Raw genomic sequence first — 19,593 nt, forward strand, 5'->3', positions numbered from 1 at the left:
AAAGATCGCGACGGTGTACCCCAGTACTCGGACAGAAGATCCGGCTACCCCGGTGACCGTTCACCGACGACCGGACTCGTCGGCACGACCGCCTCCCCCGGGCCTGCGGCGAACGCGGCAAGTCCGGCGCGGGGCGGGGTCGCGGCGGTGAAGCCGAGTGCCCGGTGCGCGCGAACCGTGGCCGGTGCGAGATGACGGGCGTCGGGCAGGCGGTATTGACCGGTGACGACCGGGGGCGGCCCGGACGCGGCCGCCGCCATCACGGACGCCACCTCCCAGACGGTAAGCGGTTGTCCGGAAGCGATATTCAGCGGCACGAAGCCGGGTAGCGCGCATTCCGCCGCGGCCCGGGTGGCCGCCGCGGCGTCGTCGACATGGATGAAATCTCTGATCTGCCCGCCGTCTTCGAAGACGCGAGGCGCGGTTCCGTTGGCGAGCAGGTCGCGGAACCGGGCGGGCAGCCCGGTGTGCGCGCCCGGGCCGTACACCGAGGCGAACCGCAGGACAGTGACCGCGGAGCCGGTGGACAATCCCCAGGCGAACGCGTAATTTTCTTGCGCCACTTTGCTGGCCGCGTAGAAGCTGCGGGGCCGCGGTGCGGCCTCCTCGGAAATCGGTTCCCAGGTGAGGATTTCACCGCTCTTGGGCGCGCGGTGATCGAACCGGCCGCGATCGAGATCGGCCCGGGGCCGCACGCCGGGAAAGAACGGTCCGCCGCGGATGGTGCGGTAGACCCCCTCGCCGTACACCTCGGCCGACGACGCCAGCACCAAGCGCCGCACCTTCGCCGCATCCATCGCGGCCAGCAGAACAGCCGTGCCCTGGTCGTTGGTGGACGCGTAATCTCCTGGGCCAGCGCCGGATTCGGTGCGCGCCGCGAAGTGGCATACGACGTCGATGTCGCTCAGCATCGGCGCCAACGCGGCCTGGTCGCGCACGTCGATTTGCGAAACCCCGTCCGAATCCACGAGATCGAGCCGGGCGACGGCGTGCCCGGCCTCCGACAGCACCTTGCACACCCGCGATCCGATGAATCCGGCAGCCCCGGTTACCAGCACCCTCATCGTGTCCACCTGCGTCGCGCCGCACTCGCCGCCGGAGGGACGCCGAGCCACCGGGACCGGCCCGGCTATCTCAACCGATCATGGTAGAGCGCCGACCCACACTGCTACCGGACATCGCCCGACGTCCGCCGAGCCCGTTGGTCCAGCCAACCGAACCGAATCCGGTCGGCGCGCCGGGCGCCGCCGAAACAGGCAGGATTCGATCAGGGCAGTTCGAAGGGCAGCGCCACCCCGGTGTGCACCCGGCACCGATCACAGGTGTCGGTGTCGCCGACCGCCGCGACGGCGCCGCGGATCAGCGCCTTGAAGGGGTCCAGGTTCCGTTTGAATTCGGCGAATACGTCGACCGCGTGCACGCCGTCGCCCTCTTCGAGGCCCGCGTCCAGGTCGGTGACCAGGGCGACTGCGGCGTAGCACATTTCGAGTTCACGGGCGAGCACCGCTTCGGGATGGCCGGTCATATTGACCAGGTCCCAGCCCTGTCCGGCGAACCAGCGGCTCTCGGCGCGGGTGGAGAAGCGCGGTCCCTGGACGACGACCATGGTGCCGGATGGCCGCACCGTCAGCGCGTCGGATTCGACTCCGGCGGCGGCGGTGCGTAGTTCGTCGCAGTAGGGGTCGGCGAAGGAGACGTGCACGCCCCCGCCGTCGAAGAAGGTCTGCGGGCGGCCGGAGGTGCGGTCGACCAGCTGGTCCGGTATGGCGACGGTGCCCGGCCCCCAGTCGGCGCGCAGGCTGCCGACCGCGCAGGGCGCGAAGATCCGGCGCACGCCGAGGGACCGCAGCGCCCACATGTTGGCCTGGTACGGCAGGGTGTGCGGGGCGAATTCGTGCTGTTTGCCGTGCCGGGGAACGAATGCGACGGCCCGGCCCTCGACCTCGCCGATCGCGACGGGCGCGCTCGGCTTGCCGTAGGGGGTGTCGACCTCGACGTGGGTCGCGTCGTTGTCGAAGAAGTCGTAGAAACCGCTACCGCCGATGACGGCGAGGGCAGGCCGGGGATGCGAACTCATGCGTGCGATTCTCCCGTCCCCTGGCACGGCCCCCGCAGCCGGGTTCGGACCCGGTTGATTCGAATCCCAAACCACTCAGCAAAGATGGGATGACTTGGTTTTCGGATGAGGTGGGTTGTGACGCGGGCGCAGGTAGGCGTGTGGCTGACGGTGGCGAGTGGGCTGGCGTTCGCGAGTTCGGGATCGTTCGCGAAATCGGTGCTGGGCGCCGGCTGGTCGCCCGGCGCGGTGCTGGCGATTCGCCTGTCCGGCGCGGCGGTGGTGCTTCTGGTCCTGGCCGCGTGGCGGGATCCGGCCGGGCTGCGCGACAGCGTGCGGCATGCCCGGGCGATCGTCGCCTTCGGCGTGATCGCGATCGCCGGCGTACAGGCGACGTTCTTCCTGTCTCTGGAGTACCTCCAGGTCGGAGTCTCGCTGATGATCCAGTTCCTGGCGCCGATCGCGGTGATCGGCTGGAATTGGGCGGTGCGCGGGCAGCGGCCCACGGTGGCGACGGCCCTCGGCGCGCTGCTCGCGATCGGCGGCGCCGCGCTGGTGATCAATGTCTTCGACGCGGGCGGGCTGAGCCTGCCGGGCCTGGGCTGGGCCGGGCTGTCGATGGTGTGCAACGCGGCGCTGTTCCTGCTGTCCGAGCGCGCGACGGCGCGGGTGCGCCCGACCGTGCTGCTCGGCACCGGTTTGACGGTCGCCGCCGCGACCAGCTGGATCCTCGCGGTCACCCAGGTGCTGCCGCTGCGGACCGGCGCGGGCACGGTCACGCTGGCGGAGCATCGAATTCCGGCGGCGTTGTCGCTGGTGCTGCTGATTCTGATCAGCACGGTCGTCGCCTACGTGTGCGGTGTGGCGGGCGCGGCCCGGATCGGGTCGACGCTGATGTCGCTGATCCTGCTCAGCGAGGTCATGTTCGCGGTGGCGCTGTCGTGGCTGCTGCTCGGCGAGGCGGTGGCGCCGATCCAGCTGGTGGGCAGTGTCGTGGTGATCGGCGGGATCGTCCTGGCCCAGCAGCGCCGCATGCCGGAGCTCGATCCACCCGGGCGCACCGACGCGGTGGACGCGCCCGCGCTGCCGCGCATCTGACAATCCCTTCACTCAGGTGTACCCTAGGGGGGTATCTACCCACGACCGGAGCGCCCCGCGTCTGCGAAGATCAACCCGGCCACTGCTAGGACGAGGAGAACACCGGTGACAACCACCCCGGAAACCGGCGGACACGACCACTCCGCCCACGGTTACATCACCGCCAAGGACGACTACCTCAAGCGGTTGCGCCGCATCGAGGGCCAGTCCCGCGGCCTGCAGCGGATGGTCGAAGAAGAGAAGTACTGCATCGACATCCTCACCCAGGTGTCCGCCATGACCAAGGCACTGCAAGCCGTGGCCATGGGCCTGCTCGAGGACCACATCAGCCACTGCGTCGTCGACGCCGCCGTCGCGGGCGGCCCCGAAGCCGAAGCCAAGATCAAGGAAGCCACGGACGCCATCGCCCGCATGGTCCGGTCCTGACCTCCGGTCAGCCGTGGTGCCGGCGATAGACCTCGGCGGCGCCCGGATGCAGGGCGATCGAACCGGTACCGGTGAGTGAGCGGGCGTCCAGGAACTGGGTGCCGGCGGCTTCGGCCGGCACCAGGGCATCGGCACGGCTCAGCAGCAGATCGACGATGGCCGCCGCCGCCGCGTCGGGCAGACTGGGCGCGGCGAGCAGCAGATTCGCCACCCCGATGGTGTGCACGGCCGAACCGCCCGGATAGGCGTCGGCCGGGATCTGCACCCGGTCGTAGACGTGCCCGAAGCGGCCACGCAGCGGCGCGGCCAGTTCGTCCAGGTCGAGTAGCCGCAGGCGCGGCACGGCCAGCGCACCGGTCGGCACGCCGCCCGCCCACAGCAGCGCGTCCACTTCCCCGGCATCCAGGGCCGCCACCGCGTCGCGCAGACCGCGGTGCTCGACGGTGACGTCCACACCCGGCTCGAATCCCGCCGCCCAGAGCAGCCGTTCGCCGGTCAGCGCGGCGCCCGAGCCCACCGCGCCCAGGTTCACCCGGGTGCCGCGCAGATCCGCCACCCGCCGGATCGGGCTGTCCACCCGCACCGCCAGTTGCAGATAGTTCTCGTACACCCGCCCGAGCGCCAGCACCTGCTCGCCGCCTTCGATCGAATCCACCAGCGCCAGTGCGGCATCCACCTCGCCGCGGACCAGCATGGTCAGATTCGTCCGCGAGCCGTAGGTGTCGATCGGATCGATCCGCACGGTGCCCGCCTGGTCCGCCACCTCGGCCAGCAGGCGCGCGAAGGCGTTGTAGAACCCGCCCGGCTCCCCCGAACCCAGACGCACCGTTCCCACCCCGGAATTCGTGCCACAGCCGACGATTCCGGCCGCCACTCCCGCGGCGGCCAGCCCGAGAAACCCGCGCCGCCCCAGTCGGCGCGAACTCGGCTGTGCGGTAAGCGGATTGGCGTGTGGCCGGATATTCATGCGGGGACCACCGAGGGAAGACGCAGGATGATGGCGAGGCCGCTCGGGCGCGCCGGTTCGACGGTCAGGGTGCCGCCGCGGGATTGGGCCAGGGCCGCCGCGATCGGCAAGCCCAAGCCGGAACCGCCCGCGGGCGCGGAGGAACCGCGGAAGAAGCGGGTGGTGAGCTTGTCGATCTCCGCACGCGGGACGCCGGTGCCGTCGTCGCGCACGGTGATGGTGACCCAGCCGGGTTCGGTCGCCACGGTGACCGTGGTGTGCGCGCCGGATCCGGCGTAGCGGCACGAATTGCTCAGGGGGACATCGAGAATCTGGGCGAGGATGTCTGCGGGAAGGGATACCTCGGTGAGCGAGGTGGCCCGCGGCGCGGCGGACGGGGTCTGGCCGTTGCCGTCCGATGTGGCACCGGGCGTGGGGAATTCCGGGCCGCGACCGTCCGATCCGGGTTCGGTATGCGCGCGCACCGAATCCGATCCGGCGGGCGCACTCTCGGCCCGCGCGAGTTCCGGACGGTGCCGGATCGTCTCGGCGCGCAACTCCATACCGGCGGTCTCGAACGCCGTATGCCAGGCATCGACCCGATCCGCGACGACCTGTCGTGCGTCGCAATGATTCTCGGGATCGTGCGCGGACATGTCGAAGGCCGTCGGGGTCTCCGCGACCGCGAGCGTGAGCAGACCGTCCAGCAGGGCGGTCAGCCGGTCGACTTCGGCGCTGGCCCGGCGGAAGATCGGCGCCGCCGTATCGGGGATGTCCAGTTCGAGCGAGTCCAGTCGAATCGCCAAGGCCGCCAGGGGGTTCCGCATGGCGTGCGCGGTATCGGCGACGAGTTGGCGTTGCGCGTCCACGGAATCCGCGACCGCCAGCGCCATGGCATCGAATGATTCGGCCACCGCCCGCATTTCGGGCGGACCGCCGTAGTGCCGGGCGATCGAGACCGGAGCCGGGGAATCGTTCCGGGGCTTGGGCACCGTCGCGGTCAGCGCGGCCACCGCGTCCGACAGCGCCGCCAGCGGCCGCAGCACCCAGCGGCTGAGCGTGAGCGCGAGCATGGTGAACACCGCCATGGCGACGACGCCACCCGCGCCGATCAGCGACCACGCCTTGGCGATATCACTGCGCGCGCGTTCGGTCGACGCCTCGATCACCACCGCACCGTTGACCTGCACCCCCGACCCGACCGGCCGAGCGACCAGCATGGTCGGCTCGCCCCACGGGGTCAGGCGGTCCACCGGATGCGGGCGGAGATTGCGGCGCGCACCGGCCACCGCGGCCGCGATACCCGGATCGGTGACATCCACCCCGGCATTCACGGTGGTCGCGCCACGAGCGTCGACGACCAGCACGTTCTCGCCGTAGAGCTCGTGATAGCGCACGATCTCCTCGATCAGCGCGCGCGGATCCTTGTCGGCGACCGCCGCGTCGGCGAGGGTCGCGAACCGGTCGGCATCACCGTTGCGGCCCAGGGTCAACTCCTGGGTCCGGCTGGTCGCGTAGGTCAGGGAGAGCGGCACCGCGAAGGCCAGGACCGCGATCGCCGCGAAAACCGTCAGCGCGAACAGAAGCCGGCGTCGCACCGCGGTGTCCTTCCGGAGCTCATTCGCCCCACCGGTAGCCGTACCCGCGAATGGTGGTGATCAGGCCGGGGCGGTCCAGCTTGGCGCGCAGCGCGGTCATGTGCACGTCGAGCGAGCGGGACACCGCCACGAAGGCGTCGCCCCAGATCCGGTCCATCAGCTGCTGGCGGCTGACCGCGGAACCCGGCCGCTCCACCAGCGCCTCGACCAGCTCGAATTCCTTGGGCGTCAAGGAGATCGGCTTACCGGCCACCTCGACGATCCGCGTGCCCAGGTCGACCCGGACATCCCCGGTGACCACCACCGGCGGCGTCGGCTGGGTGGCCACCGCCGCCCGGCGCAGCACGGTCTCGAGCCGGGCCATGAGTTCGGCGATACGCGGCGGTTTCACCAGGTAATCGTCCGCGCCGCCGCGCAGCCCGCGCACGATCGATCGCTCGTCGCTGCGGGCGGTCAGCACCAGCACCGGGACCGAGCTCACTGCCCGCAGCTGGCGCAGGATCTGAAGACCGTCCGCGTCGGGCAGGCCCAGGTCCAGGATCACCGCGTCGTAGCCACGGTGATCGAGCAGCAGATCGCTGCCGCGTCGCTTGCGCTCGGCACGATAGCCACGAGCGTTGAGAGCCTCGACCAAGGCATCGCCAACGCCATCATCATCTTCGACAACCGCAAGCCGCACTCGCCGATCCTCCCATAACGGGCGGATCGGCGAGGCGGCTGGTTGCTCAGCAACCATGCGGCGCTACTAGACCCGAGCCGGTGCGGGCGACGCTGCCTGCTGCGACTCGAAGGCACTTCCGAGCTCGCGATCGAGTTCGGTGGTGGACTTGTTCTTCAGGAAGAAGACGTAGACCAGGAGCGAACCCGCGATGAGCGCGGTGACATAGCCGATGAACTGCGGAACCATATCGGCTTTCTTCATGGCCTCGTAGATCACCGGTGCGGTACCGCCGAAGGCCGAGTTTGCCAGCGCGTATCCCAGACCCACGCCGAGCGCTCGGACATTGGCCGGGAACAGTTCGGCTTTCACCAGTGCGTTGATCGAGGTGTAGCCGGTCAGAATGATGTATCCGATGGCCAGCAGTCCGAAAGTGGCGAACGGGTTGGTGGTCTTCGGCAGGAAGGTGATCAAGAAGTAGGTGTAGATCACGCCGGTCGCGCCGAAGAACACCAGCAGCGGCTTGCGGCCGACTTTGTCGCTGATCCAGCCGCCGACCGGTTGCAGGCACATCAGGAAGATCAGGCCGATCAGGTTGACCCAGGTCGCAACCATGGCGTCGTTGGTGTAGGCCTTCTTCACGATCGCCGGGGCGTTCACGCTGTAGGTGTAGAACGCGACGGTGCCGCCCATGGTGATCAGGAAGCACAGCAGCAGCGGCTTCCAGTGCCGGACGAACAGTTCCCTCATCGAACCCGAGGCGCGGTCGGCGCCCGAGCGGGCGGCGTCGATGTGCTCCTTGGACAGCGACTCGTCCATGTCCCGTCGCATCAGGAACACACCGATCGCGGCCACACCGCCGATGGCGAACGGGATCCGCCAGCCCCAGTCCTGGATCTGTCCCTTGTCCAGGAACGCGGTCATGATCAGCAGGGTCGCCTGCGCCAGCACATGGCCGCCGACCAGCGTGACGTACTGGAACGAGGAGAAGAAACCACGCTTACCGGCGGTCGCCACCTCGGACATGTAGGTCGCCGAGGTGCCGTACTCACCACCGGTGGCGAAACCTTGGACCAGCCGGAAGAAGATGAGAACCAACGCGGCGGCCAAGCCGATGGATTCCCGGGTCGGCATGATCGCGATGCCGAACGAACAGGCGGCCATCAGGGCCACGCTGAACACCAGGGCGGAGCGGCGTCCGTGCCGGTCGGCGAAGCGCCCGAAGTACCACGAGCCGACGGGGCGCATCAAGAACGTGACCGCGAAGATCCCGTAGACGTAGACGGTGGAGTTCTTGTCCTCCGGCGAGAAGAACTGATCCTGAAAATAGGTCGCGAAGACCGTATAAATGTAAACGTCATACCATTCGACGAGATTTCCCGACGAACCCTTGAGCGTATTCAGAATCGCCCGCCGAGTACTGGTCGGCGCCGACAATGGCGCGGAACCGGGCTCCGGCGATTTGCTAAGTGTGGTGGACAAGACCTTCCTCCTTCGACGCTTCTTCGCGCCATCGGATCGAGTGTGTCGGTCACCACAGTTGTTACGGAAGTGTGCCGTCCGGTTCCTAACAGTTCTTTAGGGCGATGCCCAGCGGACATCCAGCAACCCGGTCCGGGCGGTCGGCCGCGGGCATCGCTGCCCGGGTCGCCGGATGTCACAGACGGTTCCGCGGCGCTACTTCAGCAGTGGCGCGAGGGTGCGCAGGGTCGGCAGCGGGTCGTCGGCGAGCGGCTGAATCGCCACGTGGTCGGCGCCCGCCACCAGGTGCGCGGCGAGCTTGTCGGCGACAGCCTGGGCGCTGCCGTGCGCGACCACCGCGTCGTAGAAGCGATCGCCGCCGGGCTGCGCCAGATCCTCGTCGGTGAGCCCGAAACGGCGCAGGTTCGCGACGTAGTTCCGCAGGCCGAGATAGAACGAGGTGCGCGGCTGTGCGGTGACCCGGGCGCGGGCCGGATCCTCGTCGATGACCACCTTGTGCTCGGTAGCCAGCAGTGTGCCGTCACCGAGAATCGCCCGGGCATCGGCGGTGTGCTCGACCGGCACCAGATACGGCAACGCGCCGAGCGTGCGATCCCGGGCCAGCTTCAGCACGCGTGGACCGAGCGCCGCCAGCGCGCGCCGCTGCTTCGGTACGCCCGCCGCGTCCAGCGCGTCGAGATAGGCCACCAGCGCCTCGTAGGGCGTGCTGTAGGCGGCGGTCGCCTCCGGATGACCGGCGCCGATCCCGAGCAGGAAGCGACCGGGATGCGCGGCCTCGATCCGATGGAACACCTCGGCCGCCTCGGCCGCGGGCGTCTGCCACACGTTCACGATGCTGGACGCCACCGTGACGGATTCGGTTGCCGCCAGCAGATTTTCGGCGACGACCAGGTCACCGACGCCGGGCGAACTGCCCAGCCACAGTGTCCCGTACCCGAGCTCCTCCAACTCCCGCGCCTGCCCGGGCGCGAACCCGTTGAAGGGCAACCAGACTCCGTACCGACCAAGTTCTTCGAATGCCATGCCCCAAGCCAACACGACCCGCCCGCGGATTTGTTCCGTTTCGAGCGCGGCTACTCGCCGCAGCAGCCTTCGATGGGCACGGTGCGCACCTCGCGGGTCTCGCGGTTACGAGCGGCGAGTTCGCCGTCGGCGGGATAGTCGACCGCGATCAGAGACAGACCGTGCGCCGGGGCGACCGTGACCGAGCTCGACCGCTCGGTTTCCCGCAGCAGGCCCGCGACCCACTCGGGGGTGCGCCGCCCCTCCCCCACCGCGAGGATCGCGCCGACCAGACTGCGCACCATGGACCAACAGAACGCATCGGCGCTGACATGGGCGATCAAATGGTCGCCGTCGCGCTCCCAGTCGAAACGCTGAAGTTCACGCACGGTGGTGGCGCCCTCGCGACGACGACAGAAAGCAGCGAAGTTGTGCAGGCCCAACAGTTTCCGCGAGGCGACGCGCATGGCCTCCAGATCGACGGTGCCGCGGCAGCCGACCACACTGCGCGCCTCGAGCGGCGCGGCGCCGTAGGGGGCCGTGGTGAGCCGATAGACGTAGTGGCGGCGGATCGCGGAGAAGCGGGCGTCGAAGTCGGGGGGCGCGAGCCGCGCAGCCTTGATGCGGACATCCTTGGGGAGGAAGCGCGCCATCCGGTACACCAGTTTCGCCCCGTCGAAATCCGTTGCGGTGGTGTCGAAGTGGGCGACCTGCCCGTCGGCGTGCACACCCGCGTCAGTACGCCCGGCGACGGTCAGCCCGATCGGCTCCCGAAAGACCTTGCTCAGCGACTCCTCCAGCACGCCCTGCACCGTGCGCATGCCGGGCTGTCGCGCCCAGCCGATGAAATCCGTGCCGTCATACGAGATGTCGAGGCGCACCCGCACCGTACCGGCAGCAGGCAGCGCCGCCAGGGCGCGTTCCTGAATCGAGTTCACAGCATCCTCCACGGATCCACATCACCGGCTCGAAAGTCGTTGTGCGTAAAGCGAACGAGCCCGCCGACCCAATCGGGTGGCGGGCTCGTTCGAGAACTCCTGACGAATCAGGCGTCCTTCTTGTCCTCGTCGGCCGGAGCCTCGGCGACCTCGGCGGCCGGCTCGGCCGCAGGGGCCTCCTCGACGACCTCGGTCTCGACCTCGGCGGCCGGAGCGGCCTGCTGCGAGGCGGCCACGCGACGGGCGCGATCGGCTTCGTTGGTCACGGTCTTCTCGCGAACCAGCTCGATGATCGCCATCGGGGCGTTGTCGCCCTTGCGCGGGACGGTCTTGGTGATGCGGGTGTAGCCACCCTCACGACCCTCGAACGACGGGCCGATCTCCGCGAACAGGCTGTGCACGACATCCTTGTTGCGGATGACCTTCAGCACCTCGCGACGGTCGGCCAGGGTGCCGCCCTTCGCCTTGGTGATGAGCTTCTCGGCGTAGGGCCGCACGGCCTTGGCCTTGGACTCGGTGGTCGTGATCCGGCCGTGCTCGAAGAGCGCCGTAGCCAGATTGGCGAAGATCGCCTTCTGGTGCGACGCCGACCCGCCGAAGCGGGCACCCTTCTTGGGCTTAGGCATTGTGTTCTCCTTGAGTAAGGCCGGTTCGGGGTATGCCTACCCCGAAGGCCTAGAGCTGTTCGGTCTCGGCGTAGTCCTGCTCGCCGCCATCGGTGTCACTGAACGTGCCGCTGTCGCTCCACGTTCCGGTGCTCGCGTCGTAACCCACCACGGAAGAAGGATCGAACGAGGCCGGGCTGTCCTTGAGCGAGAGGCCGAGCGCATGCAGCTTGACCTTGACCTCGTCGATGGACTTCTGGCCGAAGTTGCGGATATCCAGCAGATCCGACTCGGTGCGGGCAACGAGCTCGCCCACCGTGTGCACGCCTTCGCGCTTGAGGCAGTTGTAGGACCGGACGGTGAGGTCCAGATCCTCGATCGGCAGACCGAACGAGGCGATGTGATCCGCCTCGGCCGGCGAGGGGCCGATCTCGATGCCTTCGGCTTCGACATTGAGCTCACGGGCCAGGCCGAAGAGCTCGACCAGGGTCTTGCCCGCCGAAGCGAGCGCGTCCCGGGCGCTGATGGAGTTCTTGGTCTCCACGTCCAGGATCAGACGGTCGAAGTCGGTGCGCTGCTCGACGCGGGTGGCCTCCACCTTGTAGGTCACCTTGAGCACCGGCGAGTAGATCGAATCCACCGGGATCCGGCCGATTTCCGCGCCCGACGCCTTGTTCTGCACGGCCGGGACGTAGCCGCGACCGCGCTCGACAACGAGCTCGATCTCCAGCTTGCCCTTGTCGTTCAGGGTCGCGATGTGCATGTCCGGGTTGTGCACGACAACACCGGCGGGCGGCACGATGTCACCGGCGGTGACGGTGCCCGGGCCCTGCTTGCGCACATACATGGTCACCGGCTCGTCCTCTTCCGAGGACACGACCAGACCCTTGAGGTTCAGGATGATGTCGGTGACATCTTCCTTCACACCGGGGACGGTGGTGAACTCGTGCAGGACGCCGTCGATGCGGATGCTGGTGACGGCGGCACCCGGGATGCTCGAGAGCAGGGTGCGACGCAGCGAGTTACCGAGGGTGTAACCGAAGCCCGGCTCGAGCGGTTCGATGGTGAACTTCGAGCGGTTCTCCGCCACGACCTCTTCGGTCAGGGTGGGACGCTGGGAAATCAGCATTGTTCTTCTCCTTTTGGGCCCCCGCTATTTGAGGCCCGGTAGGGGTTCTCGTTACTTCGAGTAGTACTCGACGATCAGCTGTTCCTGGAGCGGAACATCGATCTGCGCGCGCTCGGGCAGCTGGTGCACCAGGATCCGCAGCCGGCCCGGGATCACCTGCAGCCAGCCCGGAACCGGGCGGTCGCCGACGGTCTCGCGTGCCACCTGGAACGGCAGCATCGGCAGCGACTTCTCCTTGACATCGATGATGTCGTACTGGGTCACCTGGAAGCTCGGCACGTTGACCGCGCGGTTGTTGACCAGGAAGTGGCCGTGGCTGACCAGCTGACGGGCCTGGCGACGGGTACGGGCCAGACCGGCGCGGTACACGACGTTGTCCAGACGGCACTCCAGGAGACGGAGCAGGTTGTCACCGGTCTTGCCCTTGAGGCGGTTGGCCTCTTCGTAGTACCGGCGGAACTGCTTCTCCATGACGCCGTAGGAGAAGCGAGCCTTCTGCTTCTCCTGCAGCTGGAGCAGGTACTCGCTCTCCTTGATCCGCGCGCGGCCGTGCTGGCCGGGCGGGTAGGGGCGACGCTCGAACGCCTGGTCGCCTCCGACGAGGTCGACGCGCAGACGACGCGACTTGCGGGTGATGGGGCCTGTATAACGAGCCATTTTTCGCTAAATCCTTTCCCGCTAGACGCGACGCCGCTTGGGCGGACGGCAGCCGTTGTGCGGCTGCGGGGTGACATCGGAGATCGTGCCGACCTCCAGGCCGGCGGCCTGGAGCGAACGGATCGCGGTCTCGCGGCCCGAACCCGGGCCCTTGACGAACACGTCGACCTTCTTGACGCCGTGCTCCTGCGCCTTGCGGGCAGCGTTCTCGGCAGCGAGCTGCGCGGCGAACGGGGTCGACTTACGCGAACCCTTGAAGCCGACGTGACCCGAGGACGCCCAGGAGATGACGTTGCCGTTGGGGTCGGTAATGGACACGATCGTGTTGTTGAACGTGCTCTTGATGTGCGCGTTGCCGTGCGGGACGTTCTTCTTGTCCCTACGACGCGACTTCTGGGTCTTCTTAGGACCCGAGGTACGACTCTTCGGAGGCATCGGTTATCCCTACTTCTTCTTGCCGGCGACGGTGCGCTTCGGACCCTTGCGGGTACGGGCATTGGTCTTGGTGCGCTGGCCACGCACGGGCAGGCCACGACGGTGGCGCAGACCCTGGTAGCAGCCGATCTCGATCTTGCGACGGATATCGGCCTGCACCTCACGGCGCAGATCACCTTCGACCTTGAGGGCCGAGCCTTCGATGTAGTCACGCAGCTGCGTGACCTGCTCGTCGCTGAGGTCCTTGGAGCGCAGGTCCGGGCTCACGCCGGTCGCGTCCAGGATCTCCTTGGCACGGGTACGCCCGATGCCGAAAATGTAGGTCAGCGCGATCTCCATGCGCTTTTCGCGCGGGAGATCAACGCCCATGAGACGTGCCATGTGGCAGGTTCCTTAATGTTGCGGAGGTCTGCTCCCTGTCCGTTCCCCATCGTCTTGGCGGGGCACCGGCCTCCGTGCCGGTGGTTGGCGCACACGCCCCCGGGCCTGGCCCGGATGGTTCCACAGCGTGCGGCTGGAGCTGGGAGTTCTTCTTTCTGTAGCCAATCCGAACTGCGTTCGATGCTTGGCTGGTGACCTGGGCTCGAATCAGCCCTGACGCTGCTTGTGACGCAGGTTGTCGCAGATCACCATGACCCGGCCGTGACGGCGGATCACCTTGCACTTCTCGCAGATCTTCTTGACGCTCGGCTGAACCTTCACGTCCGTCCAATCTTTCTTGGTGGTTCACACGGGTGTGAACACAGTTTTTCCCCGGCCGGAAGACCGGGGAAGTCTGCGGGCGACAGCGTGAACGCCGTCACTTGTAGCGGTAAACGATCCGGCCGCGGCTCAGGTCGTAGGGGGAAAGCTCAACAACCACCCGGTCCTCGGGAAGGATACGAATGTAGTGCTGCCGCATCTTTCCGCTGATGTGCGCGAGAACTTTGTGACCGTTCTCGAGCTCGATCCGGAACATCGCATTGGGCAGCGGCTCGACAACTCGACCCTCGACCTCGATGGCCCCGTCTTTCTTCGCCATGTCCTCCGCGATCCCGGTTCGGCGAGCGCTTACGCCCGAACCTGGTTTAGATTGCCTGGTGTCTGATCGCGGCCACCTCGGGGAGAGGCAAGGCACGCAAACAGTCGGCGCCTGGGTGCACCGCCGCTCCAGCTTACCGGCAGGGGTCCGATCAGGCAAAAACGGGCCCGCGCGAGACGAGGTGACCGGGCCCACGACGGGCCCGGAGTGTCGCGTAAACTGGGCGCGATCCAGAAATCGATCGAGCAGATCCAGGGGGATGAGTGAAGCGTACCGAGTCCAACATCATCCTTCTGGTCGGTGAGGCGCAGTCGTGAGTCGTAACAACGACAGCTTGCCCATGCTGCCGCCGTGGTTGGCGGAGTCCGATGACGGTGGTGGCGGCGGGTACGAAGCACCGGTCCAGAACCTGCCGCACGACGATCTGATCGATGACTCGCCCCGCCGCAAGGAGAAAAAGAAGCGCAAGGGGCTGTTCGGCCGGGACAAGGAAGCACCCGTCGATCCGGCGCCCGAGCCCCGTTCCGATTCGTGGTCGCAACCGCAGCCGCAAGAGGAAGTGCCGCGCGGCGGTTCCTCGTGGTCCGGCGCCGAGGCCTGGACGCCGGACGCACCGCGCCGACCGGGGCCGCCCGCTCCCCCGCACCCCGCGGACGTACGCCCGCCCGAGCAGCCCGGTCCACCCCCCGGCCTGCCGACCCGGCATCCGGGTGAGCATCGCGAATCCTTCCAACCACTGGGCCAGCACCCCGGCGCCCCGGATCCGATGCCGTCCAACGAGGCGACGACGCGCTACACCCGGCCTGAGCCGGAAGCCGCTGCCCCGCGTCCGGAACTGCCCGCGCGCCTACCCGAACCGCCCGCGCGGCTGCCGGAACCGCCCGCACGCCCGTCGGAGCCCGCCGCCCGGTTGCCCGAGCCGCCCGCGCGGCTGCCGGACCTGCCTTTGCCGGAGTCACCCACCACCGGTGAACGCCCGTACCTGCCCGGCCCGCCGCCAGGCTCCGGAATCACCGGCGAGCAGCCGGTTGCCCCACCCGCACGCCCCGACCTGCCCGGCCCGCCGCCGGGCTCCGGTATCACCGGCGAGCAGCCGGTTGCCTCGCCCGCGCGTCCCGACCTGCCCGGCCCGCCGCCGGCGCGTGAATTCGACAGCGCGCCACCGGCATCCGGCAGCCGTCCGCCGCTGCCCGGGCCGCCGCCCACGGACGGCCCCCCGCCCTGGCTGGCGGGCCCGACCGACCAGAGCCGGCTCGGCCTGGACCCCGCTGCCCCGGACGACAACTCCGGCGGCGAACGGCCGAACCCCGAGGATCGGCACTGGCTCCCCTCCGACGAGGAGGCCGGTGAACAGCCCGGCGGCGCAGACACTTTCGCCCCGGTCCCCGACACCCGCACCCCCATCGGCGAACTCCCCGACGAGCCGGACACTTTCGACACGGTCGGCGAACAACCCGGAGCACCGGGCACTTTCGCAGCCGCAGAAGATCCTCGCACCCCCATCGGCGACCAACCGCTCCTCGGCGAACGCCGCGACCCCGGCCAAGCGCCGGACGAACAGGGCGGCGCGCCAGGAGCATTCGCACCAGCAGCAGGAGAGCAGCAGGCAGCCGACGGCCGCGGCTTCGCACCGACGGGACGCGACCACCGCGCGCCCGTAGGCGACCAACCCGCACCGGGCGAACGCCGCGACCCGGGGCTGTTCAATCAGCCCCCGGCCGAACAGAGCGGCACGCCAGGAGCATTCGCTCCGGCAGCCGGCAGCACAGGCGGATTCGCACCGGCCGGGCGCGACCACCGCGCGCCGATCGGGGACCAACCCGCCCCCGGCGAACGCCGCGACCCCGGGCTGTTCAACCAGCCCCCGGCCGAACAGGGCGGCGCACCAGGAGCATTCGCACCGGCCACCCCTGGTTTCGCACCGGCCGGGCGCGACCACCGCGCCCCCATCGGGGACCAACCCGCACCCGGCGAACGCCGCGACCCGGGAGTCTTCAACCAGCCCCCGGCCGAACAAGGCGGCGCGCCAGGAGCATTCGCGCCGGCTACCAGCGGCCAGCCCGGCAGCACAGGCGGATTCGCGCCAGCAGCCGGTGGACAGCCAAGCAATACAGGTGGTTTCGCACCGGCAACCAGCGGACAGCCTGGCGGTGCGGGTGGTTTCGCGCCGTCGGGGCGCGATCATCGCGCACCGATCGGCGATCAGGCCGCGCCGGGTGAACGGCGTGACCCGGGAGTCTTCAACCAGCCCCCTGGCGAACAGGGTGGCGCGCCGGGCGCCGGTCAGGCGGGTGAGCGTCGCGACCCGAACGCGTTCAACGGGCAGCCCAATGCCTACCCGGCGTCCGCCGATGGGCAAGCGCCCGGCGGGTACCCGCCGGGTGGCCCCGCGGGCTGGCAGCAGGGCGCGAATCAGCAGCCGCCGCAGGGTGGCGGGTATCGGCAACCGCCGCCGGGGCAGTGGAACAACGGCCCGCGGCCGGGTGGCCCGCAGCCCTCACTCGACGATGTGCCGCTGCGCCGGGCGAAGAAAGCGCCCGGCGGTGGCTGGCGTAAAGCGGTGCACCATATTTCCGGCGGCACGATCAACCCCGGTATGTCCGCGGAGGAGTTGCGGCTCCAGGAGCTGGTCGCCCGGATCCGGCAGCCCGTGCGCGGCGACTACCGGATCGCGGTGCTGTCGCTGAAGGGCGGTGTCGGAAAGACCACCACCACCATGGGTCTCGGCTCGATCTACGCCTCGATCCGCGGCGACCGGGTGATCGCCGTGGACGCCAATCCGGACTTCGGCACGCTGTCCCAGCGCGTCCCGTTGCAGACCCGCTCCACGGTGCGGGATCTGCTGCTGGATCCGAACGTGGAGCGCTACTCCGATGTCCGCAAGCACACCTCGCAGGCCACCAGCCGCCTGGAAGTGCTTGCCTCCGAACGTGACCCGGCCGCGTCCGAGCAGTTCAACGAGCACGAGTACCGGGCCGTCGCACGGATTCTGCAGCGGTACTACAACATCATCCTGACCGACTGCGGCACCGGACTGACCCACTCGGCGATGGGCGGCGTCCTCGACCTCGCGCACTCGCTGGTGCTGATCTCCTCGGCCGCCATCGATGGCGCGCGCAGCGCCGCATCCACCCTGGACTGGCTGTCGCTGCACGGCCACGACCATCTGGTGCGCAACGCGGTCGTCGTGATCAACCTGCCGCGTGAGGGTTCGGTGAATGTCGGTATCCAGCAGCTGCGCGAGTACTTCCTGGCCCGCTGCCGCGCCGTCCACATCATCCCCTTCGACGACCACCTCTCCGAGGGCGCCGAGATCGACCTGCATCGCCTGAGCAAGCAGGCCAAGCGCGCCTATGTCGAGTTGGCCGCCACGGTCGCCGACGAGTTCAACGTGGATCACCGCCACTTCCACTGACCACGACCCCGGTGAGCTGGGGGTGGTACCACGAGGCGGTGGGGCGTTCGAAGAGCGCGCAGGACGGGCCCGTGGCGAGCGGTCCGGCGATGCGCCGCAGCTGGAATCCGGCGCGCCGGTAGTAGTCGTGCAGCTCGGTGTTGGTGGTCCAGGCGTCCAGGCGCACCCATTTGCGGTGCTGGTCGTGGGCGAGCCGCCCGGCGTGCGCGAGCAGGTGGTGGCCGATGCGATGTCCGGCGAAGCGCAGGTCGACGATCATGTAGTGGACGATGACCGCGTCCTCGAGTTCACACGGCGACCACAGGTGCGGATCGGCGTGCCGGTTGACGGTGATGGTGCCCGCGGCCTCGCCGTCGCAGTCCGCGATCCAGCTCTCCCCGGCTTCCAGTGATCGGCCGACGGCGTGCGCGAAGGTTTCTATGGGCTTGCCGTGTCCGGCCACGGTCCACTGGTCCGACCCTCGGGCGGTGAGCCAGGCGGTGCGTTGGAGGCGAAGGCGGCAGATCGTGCCCAGGTCGCCGAAGGTTGCCTGACGAATCACGGGGTTCATGGCAACACAGTGTTCTCTTGGTCAAGGGGGGCAGATGCCACGCCGGTAGGCAGCGCCCAGCGTGTCGCGAATTACGGCTATCCCTTCGTCGTCGCCGATCTCGTAGGACAGGCGGTTACGGGTGGCGATGGAGCGGTGCCGGGTGGCGCGGGTGACCCGTCCGTGGTCGGCGCCGATCCGCAGGTGGTCCAGCAGAATCGTCCCGGCTCCGACGCCGAGCACGACGGCTTCCTCCGCGGTGGCGGGCCGGGCGCACACGGTGTCGCGGTGCGCGGTCTCGGCGTGGCCGCGGTCGGCGAGCCGCCGCGTGGTGCCCTCGGGAATGTCGTGCGGTGAGTCGATTCCGGTGGCTTCGGCCAGGTCACGCGGGTAGAAGCTGACTTCCCAGGACCACGGTTCGTTGTCGAGGTATTGGACGACGGTGCGGGCCAGCACCCAGGACTTCTCCGGGACCCCGAGCCACTGGGCGACCTCGGCGGACGCGGGCTCCATCCGGGCGCTGAATTCCTTGGCGGGTTCCCGATTCGCCGCCCGCGCGATCTCTTCGAAGATATCGTGGGCGGCACGTGGGCGATCCGGGCGGATGTGGTCGGTGACCACCGACTCCAGCACTTCCTGATTGCGCACGATGGTGCCGCGGGAAGTCGCGGTGTAGACCAGGTTTTCGGTGACCAGGACCTGAATGGCGTTGCGCGCGGTCGTGATCGAGACCTGCATCTGATCGGCAAGCTCGGCGTGGCTGGGGAGCCGGGCACCTGGATTCCACTTGCCCGCGCGGATCTCCTCGCGAAGCAGGTCTGCGATCCGTTGGTATGTCGGACCGTCCGCCATCGTGCTCCTCGGTTGGTCGCAGGTAACGAAGTGTACTCTTCGCGGCTTTCTCCGGCCCGGTAACGCTTGACAGGTCCCTTCAGAGGTTTATTGTAATCAACGTCCTGATCCGGTGTTGTGCGGCTATGAACGGCGAGGCAACGTGGCAGGTTCGGATTCATCAACGGTAGTTATGGCTCTTCCCGGCGCACCCCGTTGCGCCGATCCGGCAGTGCAGCCCGTGAATTCGGGGCAACTGCCGACCTCGGATCTACTCGTGAGAGCGTGCCGCGGCCACCGCGTAGTCGGTGGGCCGCTGCTGTGGTTTGCCCGCGATCTCGCGGTACTGCACGAACGGCGTCTGCGGTTGCCGTTGCTCGCGATCGCGCCGTCGGAGGGCGCCCCCGTGATCGACGTCGACCCCGGCGTGATCCTCGAAGTAGAGCGCCGCCGCACCGAATTGGTGATGGCGGTGGATGATTGGGTAGCGCGCTGCGTGCCCCAGCACAGACTCGGCGCGACTCTGCACACCGAGACGGTCGGGTCGGTGATCGATCGGCTGGCCGAGTCCTCGGTTCGCGCGCATCACGCGCTGATGACCCTCGACGCTCATGACGAGCTGCTGCACAGTGCGTGGCACCATCTGGCCGAATTGGCCGATGCCTATGACGATCTGGTACGCGACATCGTCGCGGGCCGTCGGCGTTTACCGGAGTGGTGAGCACGCTCCGCTGAATGTGAAAGCCCCGCAGTTCTGAAACGAACTG

The 19,593-nt window shown here is 68.6% G+C and carries 21 protein-coding genes; 4 read left to right on the top strand and 17 right to left on the bottom strand.

Translation table 11 applies throughout. The annotated features are described in order from the left end of the window. Window positions 1-44: 44 nt before the first annotated feature. Together ACFVMC_RS01765 and ACFVMC_RS01770 are read right to left on the bottom strand one after the other, a co-directional pair. On the bottom strand, window positions 45-1,064 hold the full coding sequence (locus ACFVMC_RS01765; RefSeq protein ID WP_379205930.1) for an NAD-dependent epimerase/dehydratase family protein: 1,020 nt from the start codon (window positions 1,062-1,064) through the stop codon (window positions 45-47). A gap of 203 nt (window positions 1,065-1,267) precedes the next feature. Next, window positions 1,268-2,077 (bottom strand): S-methyl-5'-thioadenosine phosphorylase, encoded by an 810-nt coding sequence (locus tag ACFVMC_RS01770; protein WP_379205932.1) that lies wholly within the window; start codon window positions 2,075-2,077, stop codon window positions 1,268-1,270. Window positions 2,078-2,182: 105 nt separating this feature from the next. Between ACFVMC_RS01770 and ACFVMC_RS01775 the strand changes: the two genes are divergently transcribed. Beyond that, the gene (locus ACFVMC_RS01775; protein ID WP_379205934.1) at window positions 2,183-3,154 is read left to right on the top strand and encodes a DMT family transporter; all 972 of its coding nucleotides are present in this window, start codon (window positions 2,183-2,185) and stop codon (window positions 3,152-3,154) included. 105 nt (window positions 3,155-3,259) lie between these two features. Next, window positions 3,260-3,580, top strand: coding sequence for a metal-sensitive transcriptional regulator (locus tag ACFVMC_RS01780; protein ID WP_379205936.1), 321 nt, complete (start codon window positions 3,260-3,262; stop codon window positions 3,578-3,580). Between the two features lie 7 nt (window positions 3,581-3,587). Here ACFVMC_RS01780 and ACFVMC_RS01785 read toward each other — a convergent pair whose 3' ends face one another. From ACFVMC_RS01785 to infA, 13 genes are all read right to left on the bottom strand, one after another. Next, the gene (locus ACFVMC_RS01785) at window positions 3,588-4,547 is read right to left on the bottom strand and encodes a TAXI family TRAP transporter solute-binding subunit (protein ID WP_379205938.1); all 960 of its coding nucleotides are present in this window, start codon (window positions 4,545-4,547) and stop codon (window positions 3,588-3,590) included. Further along, window positions 4,544-6,124, bottom strand: a complete 1,581-nt coding sequence (locus tag ACFVMC_RS01790) for a sensor histidine kinase (protein WP_379205940.1) — start codon at window positions 6,122-6,124, stop codon at window positions 4,544-4,546. Before ACFVMC_RS01790 ends, ACFVMC_RS01785 begins: the two co-directional genes overlap by 4 nt. 19 nt (window positions 6,125-6,143) lie before the next feature. Beyond that, window positions 6,144-6,803 (bottom strand): response regulator transcription factor, encoded by a 660-nt coding sequence (locus tag ACFVMC_RS01795; protein WP_379205942.1) that lies wholly within the window; start codon window positions 6,801-6,803, stop codon window positions 6,144-6,146. Between the two features lie 66 nt (window positions 6,804-6,869). Beyond that, entirely contained in the window at window positions 6,870-8,264 is a 1,395-nt protein-coding gene (locus ACFVMC_RS01800) for an MFS transporter (RefSeq protein WP_379205944.1), read from the bottom strand. A gap of 195 nt (window positions 8,265-8,459) precedes the next feature. Next, a complete protein-coding gene (locus ACFVMC_RS01805; RefSeq protein ID WP_379205946.1) occupies window positions 8,460-9,287 on the bottom strand; it encodes an LLM class F420-dependent oxidoreductase in 828 nt (275 codons plus the stop codon). A gap of 50 nt (window positions 9,288-9,337) precedes the next feature. After that, window positions 9,338-10,204, bottom strand: a complete 867-nt coding sequence (gene truA / locus ACFVMC_RS01810; RefSeq protein ID WP_379205948.1) for a tRNA pseudouridine(38-40) synthase TruA — start codon at window positions 10,202-10,204, stop codon at window positions 9,338-9,340. A 107-nt stretch (window positions 10,205-10,311) separates the two neighbouring features. Beyond that, a complete protein-coding gene (gene rplQ / locus ACFVMC_RS01815; RefSeq protein WP_379205950.1) occupies window positions 10,312-10,830 on the bottom strand; it encodes a 50S ribosomal protein L17 in 519 nt (172 codons plus the stop codon). A gap of 49 nt (window positions 10,831-10,879) precedes the next feature. Continuing rightward, window positions 10,880-11,938, bottom strand: a complete 1,059-nt coding sequence (locus tag ACFVMC_RS01820) for a DNA-directed RNA polymerase subunit alpha (RefSeq protein WP_067785162.1) — start codon at window positions 11,936-11,938, stop codon at window positions 10,880-10,882. A gap of 51 nt (window positions 11,939-11,989) precedes the next feature. Beyond that, window positions 11,990-12,595, bottom strand: coding sequence for a 30S ribosomal protein S4 (rpsD, locus tag ACFVMC_RS01825; RefSeq protein ID WP_379205952.1), 606 nt, complete (start codon window positions 12,593-12,595; stop codon window positions 11,990-11,992). Between the two features lie 21 nt (window positions 12,596-12,616). Next, entirely contained in the window at window positions 12,617-13,030 is a 414-nt protein-coding gene (rpsK, locus tag ACFVMC_RS01830; protein ID WP_356973837.1) for a 30S ribosomal protein S11, read from the bottom strand. 9 nt (window positions 13,031-13,039) lie between these two features. Then, on the bottom strand, window positions 13,040-13,411 hold the full coding sequence (gene rpsM, locus ACFVMC_RS01835; protein WP_379205954.1) for a 30S ribosomal protein S13: 372 nt from the start codon (window positions 13,409-13,411) through the stop codon (window positions 13,040-13,042). Between the two features lie 207 nt (window positions 13,412-13,618). Then, complete coding sequence (gene rpmJ / locus ACFVMC_RS01840) at window positions 13,619-13,732, bottom strand: 50S ribosomal protein L36 (protein WP_011207363.1); 114 nt, start codon at window positions 13,730-13,732, stop codon at window positions 13,619-13,621. A 97-nt stretch (window positions 13,733-13,829) separates the two neighbouring features. Further along, window positions 13,830-14,051, bottom strand: coding sequence for a translation initiation factor IF-1 (gene infA, locus ACFVMC_RS01845; RefSeq protein WP_003418601.1), 222 nt, complete (start codon window positions 14,049-14,051; stop codon window positions 13,830-13,832). 313 nt (window positions 14,052-14,364) lie between these two features. Here infA and ACFVMC_RS01850 point away from each other — a divergent pair, with 313 nt between their 5' ends. Next, entirely contained in the window at window positions 14,365-17,466 is a 3,102-nt protein-coding gene (locus ACFVMC_RS01850; RefSeq protein ID WP_379205959.1) for an AAA family ATPase, read from the top strand. On the opposite strand, the gene ACFVMC_RS01855 is transcribed toward ACFVMC_RS01850, so the two are convergent. Beyond that, a complete protein-coding gene (locus ACFVMC_RS01855; RefSeq protein WP_379205961.1) occupies window positions 17,438-18,016 on the bottom strand; it encodes a GNAT family N-acetyltransferase in 579 nt (192 codons plus the stop codon). The two genes, ACFVMC_RS01850 and ACFVMC_RS01855, sit on opposite strands and share 29 nt — an antisense overlap. A 21-nt stretch (window positions 18,017-18,037) precedes the next feature. Further along, a complete protein-coding gene (locus ACFVMC_RS01860; protein ID WP_379205963.1) occupies window positions 18,038-18,847 on the bottom strand; it encodes a GntR family transcriptional regulator in 810 nt (269 codons plus the stop codon). 256 nt (window positions 18,848-19,103) lie between these two features. On the opposite strand from ACFVMC_RS01860, the gene ACFVMC_RS01865 reads away from it, so the two are divergent. After that, a complete protein-coding gene (locus ACFVMC_RS01865) occupies window positions 19,104-19,547 on the top strand; it encodes a DUF4254 domain-containing protein (RefSeq protein ID WP_379205965.1) in 444 nt (147 codons plus the stop codon). Window positions 19,548-19,593: the final 46 nt, after the last annotated feature.

Source organism: Nocardia sp. NPDC127579, assembly GCF_042672005.1.
Lineage (GTDB): Bacteria > Actinomycetota > Actinomycetes > Mycobacteriales > Mycobacteriaceae > Nocardia.